The organism is Sphingomonas sp. DC1600-2 (assembly GCF_049897605.1).
In the GTDB taxonomy this organism is placed as follows: Bacteria; Pseudomonadota; Alphaproteobacteria; order Sphingomonadales; family Sphingomonadaceae; genus Sphingomonas.
In genome coordinates this window covers 14931-27516 of the sequence record NZ_JAFCWO010000018.1, presented here as the reverse complement: position 1 = coordinate 27516, position 12586 = coordinate 14931, and the positions used below count along the sequence as shown (strand labels likewise).

Annotated in this window: 16 protein-coding genes; 2 read left to right on the top strand and 14 right to left on the bottom strand. The window is 60.8% G+C overall.

The genetic code is table 11. The features are described 5' to 3' along the window. Positions 1 to 136 precede the first annotated feature (136 nt). The 3 genes from ACP7BL_RS16630 to ACP7BL_RS16620 all read right to left on the bottom strand — a co-directional run bounded on the left by ACP7BL_RS16630 (position 137) and on the right by ACP7BL_RS16620 (position 3381). Positions 137 to 313 (bottom strand): PAS domain-containing protein, encoded by a 177-nt coding sequence (locus tag ACP7BL_RS16630; RefSeq protein ID WP_140356317.1) that lies wholly within the window; start codon positions 311 to 313, stop codon positions 137 to 139. Between the two features lie 303 nt (positions 314 to 616). Continuing rightward, positions 617 to 1003 (bottom strand): Cu(I)-responsive transcriptional regulator, encoded by a 387-nt coding sequence (gene cueR, locus ACP7BL_RS16625; protein WP_137903125.1) that lies wholly within the window; start codon positions 1001 to 1003, stop codon positions 617 to 619. Then, positions 1000 to 3381 (bottom strand): heavy metal translocating P-type ATPase, encoded by a 2382-nt coding sequence (locus ACP7BL_RS16620; RefSeq protein WP_137903126.1) that lies wholly within the window; start codon positions 3379 to 3381, stop codon positions 1000 to 1002. Before ACP7BL_RS16620 ends, cueR begins: the two co-directional genes overlap by 4 nt. Before the next feature lie 77 nt (positions 3382 to 3458). Between ACP7BL_RS16620 and ACP7BL_RS16615 the strand changes: the two genes are divergently transcribed. Next, positions 3459 to 3695 (top strand): SDR family oxidoreductase, encoded by a 237-nt coding sequence (locus ACP7BL_RS16615; protein ID WP_249340886.1) that lies wholly within the window; start codon positions 3459 to 3461, stop codon positions 3693 to 3695. Positions 3696 to 3893: 198 nt separating this feature from the next. On the opposite strand, the gene ACP7BL_RS16610 is transcribed toward ACP7BL_RS16615, so the two are convergent. The 8 genes from ACP7BL_RS16610 to ACP7BL_RS16575 all read right to left on the bottom strand — a co-directional run bounded on the left by ACP7BL_RS16610 (position 3894) and on the right by ACP7BL_RS16575 (position 10276). Further along, positions 3894 to 6221, bottom strand: a complete 2328-nt coding sequence (locus ACP7BL_RS16610) for a nitric-oxide reductase large subunit (protein WP_137903127.1) — start codon at positions 6219 to 6221, stop codon at positions 3894 to 3896. 202 nt (positions 6222 to 6423) lie between these two features. Beyond that, positions 6424 to 6774: a cupin domain-containing protein gene (locus tag ACP7BL_RS16605; protein ID WP_209612920.1), complete on the bottom strand. Its 351-nt coding sequence runs from the start codon at positions 6772 to 6774 to the stop codon at positions 6424 to 6426. A 33-nt stretch (positions 6775 to 6807) separates the two neighbouring features. Further along, a complete protein-coding gene (locus ACP7BL_RS16600; RefSeq protein WP_133722784.1) occupies positions 6808 to 7122 on the bottom strand; it encodes a hypothetical protein in 315 nt (104 codons plus the stop codon). Positions 7123 to 7148: 26 nt separating this feature from the next. Then, the gene (locus tag ACP7BL_RS16595; RefSeq protein WP_133722785.1) at positions 7149 to 7622 is read right to left on the bottom strand and encodes a hypothetical protein; all 474 of its coding nucleotides are present in this window, start codon (positions 7620 to 7622) and stop codon (positions 7149 to 7151) included. A gap of 14 nt (positions 7623 to 7636) precedes the next feature. Next, positions 7637 to 8848: an NO-inducible flavohemoprotein gene (gene hmpA / locus ACP7BL_RS16590; RefSeq protein ID WP_137903128.1), complete on the bottom strand. Its 1212-nt coding sequence runs from the start codon at positions 8846 to 8848 to the stop codon at positions 7637 to 7639. Between the two features lie 45 nt (positions 8849 to 8893). Continuing rightward, a complete protein-coding gene (locus ACP7BL_RS16585) occupies positions 8894 to 9163 on the bottom strand; it encodes a DUF1971 domain-containing protein (RefSeq protein WP_137903129.1) in 270 nt (89 codons plus the stop codon). A 1-nt stretch (position 9164) separates the two neighbouring features. Beyond that, positions 9165 to 9854 (bottom strand): alternative oxidase, encoded by a 690-nt coding sequence (locus tag ACP7BL_RS16580; RefSeq protein WP_133722787.1) that lies wholly within the window; start codon positions 9852 to 9854, stop codon positions 9165 to 9167. A 17-nt stretch (positions 9855 to 9871) separates the two neighbouring features. After that, on the bottom strand, positions 9872 to 10276 hold the full coding sequence (locus ACP7BL_RS16575) for a group III truncated hemoglobin (RefSeq protein ID WP_137903130.1): 405 nt from the start codon (positions 10274 to 10276) through the stop codon (positions 9872 to 9874). Between the two features lie 91 nt (positions 10277 to 10367). Here ACP7BL_RS16575 and ACP7BL_RS16570 point away from each other — a divergent pair, with 91 nt between their 5' ends. Further along, positions 10368 to 10814, top strand: coding sequence for an Rrf2 family transcriptional regulator (locus tag ACP7BL_RS16570; RefSeq protein ID WP_133722789.1), 447 nt, complete (start codon positions 10368 to 10370; stop codon positions 10812 to 10814). Positions 10815 to 10852: 38 nt separating this feature from the next. Here ACP7BL_RS16570 and ACP7BL_RS16565 read toward each other — a convergent pair whose 3' ends face one another. The 3 genes from ACP7BL_RS16565 to ACP7BL_RS16555 are packed head-to-tail and all read right to left on the bottom strand — an operon-like array spanning position 10853 to position 12555. Then, a complete protein-coding gene (locus tag ACP7BL_RS16565; protein WP_137903131.1) occupies positions 10853 to 11215 on the bottom strand; it encodes a DUF488 domain-containing protein in 363 nt (120 codons plus the stop codon). A 9-nt stretch (positions 11216 to 11224) separates the two neighbouring features. Further along, on the bottom strand, positions 11225 to 11710 hold the full coding sequence (locus ACP7BL_RS16560) for a DUF6306 domain-containing protein (protein WP_133722791.1): 486 nt from the start codon (positions 11708 to 11710) through the stop codon (positions 11225 to 11227). Next, the gene (locus ACP7BL_RS16555) at positions 11707 to 12555 is read right to left on the bottom strand and encodes a LysR family transcriptional regulator (RefSeq protein WP_133722792.1); all 849 of its coding nucleotides are present in this window, start codon (positions 12553 to 12555) and stop codon (positions 11707 to 11709) included. Before ACP7BL_RS16555 ends, ACP7BL_RS16560 begins: the two co-directional genes overlap by 4 nt. Positions 12556 to 12586: the final 31 nt, after the last annotated feature.

Here is a 12586-nt window from a genome sequence, read left to right as displayed (position 1 = left end):
TCAATCGTCGTCGATCAGGCGTCCGCGGCACACCCGCCAAGGTCAATGCGAACGCTGGTCTTGCGGCCAGCGACAAGGTAAACTCGGCCAGCGTCTCGGATGGCAGTCATGAGAGCGTACGTTTTTGGGCCTTTTCTCACCGGTCCCCATAGAGCAGGCAGCCCTGCGTCTGCCCAGGCGCAACCTTGAAAATCTCGTAGAAGGAGCGGCTTGCCTCAAGCACCCGTAGATCGGCGTCGAGGACGAGAAAGGGCTCGGGGATCGTGTTCACAATCGCATGAGCGAGCAGATTCGCCTCTTCGAGGTTCCGCACAGGAAGTGTTGTCGGCACTCCGGTCAGCCCGTTGCGATGTTGAGGGATTCGGCAAACGTCATTGTCCGGCCTTGCACTTGCAGGCGAAGGCACGATGATCCCTCTGTCACAGGACGCCTGCAGAGGAGGTCGGGTGATAAATCAACCTACCACGCTGCCGACGCCTTGCCTATGCTTACCCTATTTTAGGCGACGACATTGGATCTTCGAGCTTGCTATCGGTGGTCCCGCATCCGCGCTCGGTCATCCGATCGGAGCGACTGGCCCCATGCTGATTGGCACGCTTCTCGACGAGCTGGAGCGTCAGGAAGCCAAACGCGTGAGTATCGGACATTCTGGTCGATCATTGCCGTGGCAGTCTTTCGCCAAGTCTAGCAATGCTCCGCGCATGGCGTTGAGCGCATCCGCCTTCCGACCGAGGTCTGCGGCGCGCGATTCCGCCAGCGCCTTGACCTCGGCGCTGGCGCGATCGCGATCGGACCAGAGATCGAGCAACACGCGGATTTCCTCGATCGGAAATCCCAGATCCCGGGCATTCGCGATAAACTGCAGGCGATGTATGTCCGCTTCCGAATAGTCACGATATCCGCTGTCACGTCGCGGTGGCGACGGGATAAGCCCGATCTTCTCGTAGTGGCGGATCATCCGCTGCGAGACCCCGCTCGCCGCCGCCGCGCCGCCGATGTTCACAGCTTTACCCGATTGAGACGCAGCGCGTTGGTGACGACGCTGACCGATGACAGGGCCATCGCGGCAGCGGCGATCACTGGCGACAGAACGATGCCGAAGACTGGGTATAGAAGCCCGGCGGCAATGGGGACGCCAGCCGCATTGTAGATGAAGGCGAAGAACAGGTTCTGGCGGATGTTGGCCATCGTCGCCTCGCTCAGCCGTCGCGCCCGCACGATGCCATTGAGATCGCCCTTGAGTAGCGTTATTCCGGCGCTTTCAATGGCAACATCGGTGCCCGAGCCCATGGCAATGCCGACGTCCGCTGCCGCCAGCGCCGGCGCGTCGTTCACCCCATCGCCGGCCATGGCGACGACATGGCCTTCACGTTGCAGGCGCAGGACGACGGCGCTCTTTTGTTCGGGCAGCACCTCTGCTTCAACCGCGTCGATGCCGAGTTTCCGGGCCACCGCCTCGGCGGTCGTCCGGTTGTCGCCCGTCAGCATGACCACGCGCACGCCCTCCTTCCGCAAGGCGACCAGCGCCTTCGCCGTAGTCGTCTTGATCGGATCGGCAATGGCCAGGATCCCGGCGACCCGGCCGTCAATGGCGGCAAAAATCGCCGTCGCCCCGTCCGCCCGCAACTCATCGGCCCTTGCTGCCGCTGGCGACACGTCGATGCCACTCTCTTGGAGATAGGCCGCGCCGCCCAGAAAGATGCGCTTGCCGTCCACGGTGCCGACCGCGCCCTTGCCCGTGGGCGAGTCGAAGTCGGAGACCTCGGGAACTGGGATGCCACGATCCTTCGCGGCCGCAACGATCGCGAGCGCCAGGGGATGCTCCGACGCCCGCTCGACGCTCGCCGCAAGACGAAGAAGATCGTGCTCCGAAAAGCCATCCATCGCCACGATGCTTGTCACCGAAGGTCGCCCTTCGGTCAGCGTGCCGGTCTTGTCGACGACGATCGTATCGACCTTCTCCATACGCTCCAGCGCCTCGGCATTCTTGATCAGGACGCCAAGGCCCGCACCCCGGCCGATACCGACCATGATCGACATCGGCGTCGCGAGGCCCAGGGCGCAGGGGCAGGCGATGATCAGCACCGCGACAGCGGCTACAAGGCCATGCGCCAGTCGCGGCTCCGGACCCCATATCGCCCATATTGCGAACGAGAGCAGCGCGACGCCGAGCACCGCCGGGACAAACCAGCCCGCGACCTTGTCGGCCATGCGCTGGATCGGCGCGCGCGAACGCTGCGCGTCCGCCACCATCTGGACGATCCGCGCCAGCATCGTATCGCGGCCAACCTTGTCGGCCCGCACGATGAGCGATCCGGTCTGGTTCATCGTTCCCGCGACCACATGAGCATCGACAGTTTTCGTCACCGGCATGGATTCGCCTGTGACCATCGACTCGTCGATCGAAGAGCGGCCATCCTCAACCACGGCATCCACGGGCACCTTTTCGCCGGGGCGAATGCGCAGTCTGTCGCCCACGGCGATCAGGTCGACCGCGACTTCCTCGTCGCCACCGTCTGCCATGATCCGGCGGGCGGTCTTCGGCGCGAGATTGAGGAGCGCCTTGATCGCACCCGAGGTGCGCTCGCGGGCGCGCAATTCCAAAACCTGTCCGAGAAGCACAAGGACGGTGATGACCGCAGCGGCCTCGAAATAGATCGCGACCGTACCGTCCATCATGCGGAACGCCGCAGGGAATATACCGGGTGCGAGCGTTGCCACCACGCTATAAGCCCAGGCGACCCCTGTTCCCATCGCGATCAGCGTAAACATGTTGAGGTTTCGCGTCTGGAGCGATGCCCAGCCGCGCTCAAAAAACGGCCAGCCCGCCCAGATCACAACGGGGGTCGCCAGCGCGAACTGGATCCAGCCCGATATCCGCTCGGAGACGAGGTGGTGCAGTGCCGGGAACAGATGCCCGCCCATCTCGAGCAGGAACACGGGCGCAGTGAGCGCCAGAGCGATCCAGAAGCGCCGCGTCATATCGACGAGTTCGGGACTGAGTCCGGCCTCGGCCGTCGCGACCTCGGGTTCGAGCGCCATGCCGCAGATCGGACAGGCTCCTGGTCCCGGCCGACGGATTTCGGGATGCATCGGACAGGTCCAGATCGCGGTCGTAGACACTTCCGGCTGCGATTGCCCGCCCTTCGAAAGATAGCGTGCCGGGTCGGTAACGAACTTGGCGCGGCAGCCGGCACTGCAGAAATGATAGGCCGTGCTGTCATGTTCGGCGTGATGCTGAGTCGTCGCCGGATCGACGGTCATCCCGCAAACAGGATCGACGGCTTGCTGAGAACCCGCGGGATCGACCGCATTCTTCGCGTGACCCGCGCAGCAGACATGATTTTGGCTGTCATGTGCCGTGGATTTTGGCTCGGACATTCCCGTTCTCCTTATCGACGCCCCCTATCTAGGGTTTGACATCGTGTCAGGGTCAAGGGCCGCGAGTAATTATCTATTTGGCGGCGAGGGGCGTCATCGCGGCGAACTGGCCGAATACACGTACCGCTCATCTACGCCCCTGTCGCGATCAGCGCATCGCGCTGCAGATCAACGGACTGGCGATCGACCTCGCGGCGTTTGGCCGACTGGGCAAGCCGGAGGAGATCGCCGACGCCGTGCTCTGGATGAGCACCGACCTTGGTGCGTTCGTCACTGGTGCATCTATCTCGGTCGATGGCGGACGGTCGCTCTGACCGCGACAAGGCGACTCTGATAGCGTTCTCGAGAGCACATAGGCCATTCTCAAGGTCCTGGGCGGGCTTCCCCACAGAGCGGTCCGCATTATTTGCTCCGTAAGGTCTGATTGATGCCTGCGCGCTCAGCAGCTGGCTGGATAGCAGAATTGGCTGCTCCACGAGAACCAATCCGACACTCGGCAAATGGAGTGACTGTCAGTGTGGAGGGGGCAGCTTAATCTGAAGAGAATCGAGCGGCCTGATGTAGAGCCCCCAATAGGCCTTCAGCGCAGCGATCATCAGTGGAATGGCGCCAAAAATGATGAAGATCAGATCGGCGGGTAAGCGCATCCATTCGAGCTGCCGCGCGATATTGCTGCCAGTGTAAGCGATGCTTCGTGCGTGCCAATAGCCATGTTGCAGCACATCCCATACCTGCAAAACTCCGGCAGGGAACAAGCTCAGGATTACCATCAAGGCGAGCCCGATGTTGCTCCCCCAGAACCCGATGCGGACGTATCTCTCGATGCTCGGCCAGCGCGCGACGTCAGTCGTCTGGCGTAGCACAAACACCATCAGGGCAAGGGCTAGCATGCCGAAGACGCCCATCATAGCGGCATGGCCATGATTGGGCGTCAGGATGGTTCCAACCTCATAATAGCTCACGATCGGCAGATTAATCATGAATCCGAAGACTCCGGCGCCGAGGAAATTCCAGAATCCCACGGCCATGAGGAAATAAAACGTCCATTTATGGGGTAGCGCCGAGGCGACGCCACTTTTGTCGGTTTCGCTGCGCGTCGTGCGGACAAAATCCCATGCGTCGAGCGTCAGCAATGTCAGAGGCACGACCTCCAGCGCGGAGAAAAGCGCTGATGCCGCCATGTTGATCTGGGTCTGTCCTGAAAAATACCAGTGATGCCCCGTCCCCATCAGCCCGCCGAGGAAATAGAGGATCGCGTCGAGATAAATTACCCGCAGCGCTGTGTTCCGGCCCGTGAGGCCCAATTGGAACAACATCAGCGCGACTACGGTGGTTGCGAAGAATTCGAAGAATCCTTCAACCCACAGATGGATGATCCAGAAGCGCCAGGTATCGACCACGGTAAAGTTGGTCTTGGCGCCAAAAAAGAGGGCGGGAACGTAGAAGACGGGGATGGCCAGCGCGCCGAACAGAAACATCCGGGCGATCGGCCGTGCATGGACGTTGGAGACCTGGCTGGGCCGCGCAATCCGCCAGAGCAGCGCGAACCACGCCAATAGTCCCACAACGAGCAGATACTGCCAGAAGCGGCCGATCTCGAGATATTCCCAGCCCTGGTTTCCGAACAGGAACCACCAGTCGCCAAGCCACCCGGAGATGCCCGCCCATTCGCCAAGGAGACTGGCGCCGATGACGATGGCGAAAGCCGCGAACAGAAGATGGATGGCTGCGGGCAGCCAGCGGGGTTCGTCGGCGCGCAGCGAGCGGCCCAAAAACAGCGCGGCGGCTACATAGGCCGTTGCGATCCAGAAGATTGCGGTCTGCAAGTGCCAGATGCGCATCAGGTTGCTCGGAAAGATAGTCTCAAGCTGGAAGCCGTAGAAACTTCCTGGATCGGCGCGATAATGCGCAACCGCAGCACCTACGAGCGTCTGCATCAGAAACAGCAAGGAAACGACAACGAAGAATTTGACGAGGGCGCGCTGGCCGGGGCTTGCCTGTCCCGGGATCACCTGCGGCGTGGCGCTATGGCCCCGCGTAATCCAGCCCAGATAATCGAATTTGCCGAATGCAAGCAGTACTGCCGCGATGCCGCCGAGCAGGGCGATCAGACTAAGCGTGCTCCAGAGGAGCGCCCCGGCCGGAGCGACATTGCCAACGCCGGGATCATAGGGAAAATTGTTGGTATAGGAATAATCCGCCCCAGGCCGATCGGTGACCGACGCCCAGGCCGTCCAGCAGAAAAACGCAGTCAAGTCGCGCAATTCTGCCGGATCGGTGATGAGCTTGGGCGCGAGACCGCCGTTGCGCGCTGGGTTGATGAAATAGGATGTCCAGCGGGCTGTCTGCGCGCGGTAGGCAATAGCCTCCGGCGCAGTCAGGCGAAGAGTGTTGCTGGCAGGATCGAAACGATTGGTTTTCAGCGTGACGGCGACCTGACCGCGGATCGACCCTGTCTCGATAGGGGTAAGTGCGTTCAAAGCCTTGGCGAATTGTTGTTGTGCCAGGGAGGTGGCTAGGCTCTCACCAATCTGATGCAGCGTTTCGGCTGAAAAATCAGGGCCAAGATAGGCCCCATGTCCCCAGATCGTGCCATTGTCCATCAAGCCATAGCGCAGAAATATGGCCTGTCCCGAGCGGATCTGATCACCTGTGAACAGGGTCTCTCCGTGAGCATCAATCACGGTATCGGGGATGGGTGGCGCGTTCCGGTAGGAGAGCATGGTGATCGCCAGAAGCCCCGCAAAGCCAAGGATCATCACCATCAGGACCGATCGCAGCCACCATTTCGACAAGGGACTGACTTCAGGATCAAATTTGGGTTGGGCGGCTTCGTCCATTGCGCGTCTCCTGGCGAAACCGAAGGGTTAGAAAGAGTTGAACGGTCCGGCACACGTTCAACATCCGAAATGGGCCCAGCTGACCGTAGACTGATAGACGCCCCGCCATTGGCGGTTGAAGGCAGGGCAGCGCGGAGAGTGGAAGGTGCCTCTCATAAAGAACAGCCGAAAACGGCTGATGATGATCGCAGTTCGCATGCGCTCAGCTTACGGTTGAGACAGTTGGGTGCTCGAACAATATCGTGAGCAGCAAGGCTCCATCTTCAATGCCTTCGATGCCATGCTCCTCGCCGCGATCGAGATACATCCAGTCGCCGATCTCCAGGATGGCCTTCGCGTCTCCGAGCAATACATGCACTCTGCCACGCAGGCAGTGGAGCGTCGCTTGCCCGGCAACGTGGTGCGGCGGGATTACGGCGCCAGCGTGCACGAGGAGGTGGATCGCCTCGAAGGCCTCGGTTTTGACGAGGGCGGTCGTGTGGGCATCATCTACGCCCACACCCAAGCCTGAGAGATGTACGATCTCGCCGTGCTGCGCGTGATGAAGTGCCATGATCAATTATCTTTCTACCGTTGTCTGAAGCGGTCAATGTCGGCCTGAAATCCATGCGGGCGGGTCGCTGGCAGGAAAGGATTCCCGCGATGCCTCGTCGATTGCGTCGGACTCGGCTTGGCTCTCTTGTAGCTGCTCCACCCTCTTTGTTACGGCCGTTTCCAGCGCAGCGCGTTGCGCGAGAATAGAATCCGTCATCGGTGCGGTGCCTGCAAAATGCTGGGCGACCGCCGCCGCCACATGCGCCGCTAGCGATACATCGGATCGTCCGTGGCAAAGCGCATGGACGGCGTGCGCGACCGCCTCGATGCGTTCGGGATCTATCGATCTGTTTTCGGTATCAGGCACAACGGTCGGACTCCTTCATCGGCTATCTAAAGTGGCGAAAACCCGCGGCTTCCGGCAACCGCACCGATTACGGTAACCAGGCTGAGACCAAGTAGAAGGACATGCGCGCGGTGGAGCAGCCTGAACGCTCCATCCGGAGATCTTGCCGCCCAAACCTCGAACCGGCGACGCAAGATCAGCGGTTCAACGATAAACAGCACCACAAAGAAGATCGACCACACGCATAGCATGGCGTGCATCCACCAGAAATGGAGATCACCGAAGCGATCCCACATTCCTCCGCGCTGGATCATCCACAGGCCGCTTGCGCCCGCGAAGAGAAGCCAGATGCGCGCTTGCGGCGCGAACCGGCTTTCAATGCGGTGAAAGGCAGTCAGCCGCTCCGATGACGGCAGGGCTTTGACCGACGGGATGACCACGGTGGTTGCAAACGCAACCCCGCCGATCCAGCAAATGACGGCCAGGATATGGATCATGCGCGCGATGGTGAGGTCATCCATGTCGGTCGGTCCCTTCAGGCGGCGAGTAGTTCGTCGGCGGGGCCGAAGAACTCATAATGAATTCTGTCCGATGCGACGCCAGCGAGCGACAAGGTGGCGACGAACGCGCGCAGGAACGGTCGCGGGCCGCATAGGTAATAGTCTGCTTCTTCGATCGGCGTATGGGCCGTGAGCCACGGCTCGTCGATCAAGCCATCATGGTCATAGTCCCGGCCCGCAACGTCTTCTGCCCGTGGTGTCTGGTAGAAATTCGTGACGCGGATGTTCGGGTGACCGGTTGCGAGCGCGTGGACGTCATTGGCCAGTGCGTGGGTCGAGCCATCCAGTGTTCCATGAAGATATTGGACGGGAAGGTCAGGATGCTGTTGCGCTATGGCTTCGAGCATTGCCACCATCGGGGTCAGGCCGACTCCGCCGGACATCAGCACGACCGGGCGTTCGGGATTGTCCGTCAGGAAGAACTCGCCTGCGGGCGCGGCCACCTTGAGCACGGTGCCGGGCTTCGCCTGGTCGTGCAGCCAGCCCGAGGCGAGACCCATCTGCTCGCGTTTGACCGAGATACGATAGGTCTCGCCATTGGCTGCTTGTGAAATGCTATAATTGCGTTTGACCGGAGGATGCCCGGGGATCTCGAGCCAGAAGGTCAGATATTGACCGGGCTTGTGGCGAATAACCGGACGCCCATCGGTGGGGCGCAGGATGAACGAGGTGATGACGCTGCTCTCGGGACGGACCTCGTCGACCGCGAACGTGCGCCAGCCCGCCCAACCGCCGTCGGCCGTGCTGTGCTCCTTGTAAAGCCGCTCTTCGCGTGCAATCAGGATATGGGCCAGGAACCAATAGGCTTCGCCCCAGGCAGCGAGAATCTCTTCGGTGGCGGCATCGCCGAGCACGGCCTTGATGGCACCGAGCAGCGCTTCACCGACATGGGGATAATGTTCGGGCAGGATCTGCAGACCGACATGCTTTTGCGCAATCCGCTCGACCGCTGGGGCAAGAGCGCCCAGATTCTCGATGTTCGCCGCATAAGCGAGGATCGCGGCGGTCAAGGCTCGCGGCTGTGACCCCGCGTCACCATGGTGCGACTGGTTGAACAGGTCGCGAATCTCGGGATTTTCGAACATCCGCGCGTACATCTCATGGACAATATCGAGACCATGGGCTTCGAGTGCGGGAACCGTGGCTTTGACGAGCGCGATCGTGCGCTCGCTGAGTGTCTGTGACATCAACGTCTCCTGTCGTGATAATGGGGTAGGCCGGGGCGGGCGGGGTTAGCCGCCCGGCGGTTCACTGTAGAAATCGACCCGCATCTTCATCGCGCCGATTGGTTCGACAAAATGGGGCTGTTCGGGAAGCAATGGTCCCGGGGTGTCGGGATCAAGCAGATGTTCGGAAGTCGGCTCGAGATAGGTCAGTTTCACTGTGCCTTCGAGCACGCGAACCATGCCCCAGACCCCGGCCTTGGTCGTGTGTCGCGCGCGCAGCGCCGCAGGGAGGCTGGTCTCGTCGAACACCGGGGTTGAGCGATAGGGTTCGGCCATGTCAGGCTGCCAACCGAATGTCGTCGGCGTGGTCCGGATAGGGCGCCACCGCCGCATGGTTGACCGGCAATCCGGCTAGTTCGTTTGCAAAGCTATGATTGATATCGCGGTGATGTGCCTCATCGGCGCGGACCAGGAGCACCACGTCGCGCAAGGTCGCATCGTCTCCAAGCTTCCAATAATGCCGCGCGATTGCTGGCGCCGGGCCATTGGGGGAACGGCCCTCGTCAAGTTCGGCGAGATAGAGCGTGTAGCTGATCACCGCCTCTTCCTCGAAATATCCGACCACGCGGTGTGCGGTCTTGGCGCTGACCAGGTAGAGCGTGAAGAAGGCGAGGTAGAAGACCCACTGAACGGCCAGAATCACGAGCCGCTCGAACATCGTCGGCTTGGCCACCTCGATGAAGGTCATCAGGTGCATCCGTTCGTTCTCCGCTTCCTCCATCAAGGTGCGGATCCAGCCCTTGTCATCGCACATGCGCCGCAGGCAACGCAGGTGCGTCAGCGTTGCGCCGACCATGCCCGGCACCGCCGCTACAGTCTCAAGCACGATGGCACGGTGGCCGTAGCGCTTGGCGAAGAATGTGTCGGCCGTGAACCGCAGTATCTTGGTGAAGGCCAGCGCGATGCGATCGGACGGACCGCGCGGTTTGCAGTGGACGCTAAGGTCAACAAAGGGAGCGGTTGGCATGACGGATTCCTTGACGGTCAGGCCGCCGCGCGGTCTGGTTTGGTTTTTGTATCGAGCTTGAAGAAGAGCGCCAGTTGCAGGCTTTCTGCGATCCGCGCGGCCTTGCTCTGCAGCGCAGCGGCTGCACCGGGCTCCAACACCTCGGCCGTGGTGCTGTTCCAAAGCGCCAGCCAGCGCTGGAACAGCTCGGGACTTATGCGCGTCCGGTGCTTGAGATGCGCGGCCACGGGGTTGCCCTTGTAGCGGCCAGTGGTCAGCATCACCGACGACCAGAAGGTAACCAGCTTGTCGAGATGTTCGGGCCAGTTTTCGATCGCATCGTTGAAGATCGGACCCAGCGATTCGTCTTCGCGGACGCGCTCGTAGAACAGGGAGACAAGCCGCTTGAGGCCTTCCTCCGTGATCTCATTCCCGTCGTCCATCGACCGACTCCAATTCATGTATCGAGAATGCATCTATAAGGCGGCTTTGAAAGATGCAAGAAAAATGCATATATGAATGCAAGGAGATTGCATGCGGCTTACGCGCTACACGGACTATGCCCTGCGGGTGCTCATTTACCTGGGCGCGCGGCCCGATGCGTTGTGCTCCATCGCCGAGATATCGCGCGCCTATGACATCTCGCAGAATCACCTGATGAAAGTGGTCAACGATCTGGTGAACGCGGGCTATCTGGCCAGTGCACGGGGCCGCTTTGGCGGCATCAAGCTCGCCAGGCCTGCAGTGGAAATCAAAGTGGGCGCGGTCATACGGCACACCGAGGATGGTTTCGACCTGGTCGATTGCGGTGAGTGCATCATCGCCCCGGCTTGCGGGCTGACGGGCGCTTTGCGGCAGGCGCTGGCCGCGTTTCTAAACGTGCTGGACGGTTACACGCTGGCAGATCTCATCACAAAACCGGCAGAACTTGGGATGCTATTTAGCGCCGCAAGGAATCGGGATTTGCCCCAGACCGGTTAAAATGGGGTGTTGTGGCCATTGCGAACCGCCAAGCCGGTTCAGCGATGCTTTGCCATATAGTCTGCAAGGACGATCGCGTGATTGTGTTGCTCGTCATGGGCTGCGTACAGCAGAATGCCGGGCCCCCGATCGAGCAGTGACGCCAGTTCAGTGACCGCAGCGCCGTTGGCATCCAGCTCCTGGCAATAGCGGCGGTTGAATTCAGCCCAACGCTGCGGATCATGACCAAACCATTTGCGCAGTTCAGTACTCGGGGCGATACTCTTGCACCACGACGTTAAAGCTGCCGTGTCTCGTCCCAGACCGCGGGGCCAGAGCCGGTCGACAAGGATCCGGCTACCATCGCTTTCAGCGGGAGGAGCATAGACGCGTTTGATCCGGACTGGGGGTGGGACAGCCATGGGCCCGGCTCAGGTTTTCGTCTCGGCGATGCACTCTTCCGTGCGCTGGATATTCTCGACATGGCTGGCCCTCATCTCGCTCAGAGCAGCATGCAGAATATCGTCGCGCACGCGTGGAAGCAGCTCTTCTAGCTTGCGCACCACCCAGGCCTGGCCGCGATTGAGGAACGCGAGTCGTTCATGTGAATCGGCGATGGCCATGGCCTTGTCATAGAATGCGCCACAATGCGTAGATGGGATCACCCCAATACGCTTGATCTGGGCAGACAGCATCCCGCACCACTTTGCTTCATCCTCATAGACCGCCTTTATCAGATGCTTCGTCGGCGGATGACGGGCGTCGTTTGCGCTTTCGAGGGTAACACGCGCCCCTGCGCGCTCGGCCTCTAGCAAGACATTGAGCGCGGCAGCGATCTCGTCACGGCCACCATAGCCCATGTAGATGTCATCGCCTTGGGATGCATAACATACAGGGGAGGCAGGCTCGTCGTTCATGACGCAATAGCCGCAGCGGCCCGCAAACCGGTTCTAATGCGCGCCATGACGCCTTCGTCGGCCTTGGTGGAATGCACGGCATAGGCAGAATAAGAGAACTCGGGACTATCGGGCACCAGCGCGAGCCGGCCTTCCTCGAGATAGGACCGTACGAAGCCTTTGCGGAAGTAACCGGTTCCACCGGTGGCGAGGATATAGTCGAGGGCCAGCGGACCGTAGCTGATTGCAACGACGGAATTGGGTTGATCGGGATACGCCGCCTGATAGCTCGCAGCGAATTCTTCGCCCCAGTCGATAAGGACATGATCTTCAGCGCCTAGCACCCGATCGGTAGGCGTGGTGCGCACCAACACCAGTTTTTCTTCGAAAAGCAGTTCTGCAATCACACCGGGGCGGCGTGGTGCGCCATAGAGGATCGCGACATCGAGAGAGCCATCCTGGACCTGCTCCATGAGACTTTCCGCGCTATCGATCTGCGTGCTTACCGCGAACTCGGGACATTCGCGGCGCATCCACAACAGCCAGTGACGTAGCAATGGGCTCCACAAGCTGAGCTCAGCGCCGATGGTCACCACGCTCTCGCGCCCGGGAGGCAATGCGACCGACCTGCGCGCGCGCTCCCACACTTGCACAAGGGTAGTCGCAAATCGCAAGAATTGCTCCCCGGCCGGGGTAAGCTTCGCGCCTGATTTGTTACGGATGAAGACCGGCCGATCAAGCTGCTCTTCGAGCACGCGGATTCGGGCACTCACCGCTGTCTGGGTGAGATTGAGATTGGCAGCCGCGTTCACAAACGTGCCCGTTTTCACAACTTCCAGAAATGTCCGCGCAACTCCGATATCCATCCAGCACTCGTTTTCTGGTTAAATAACAATT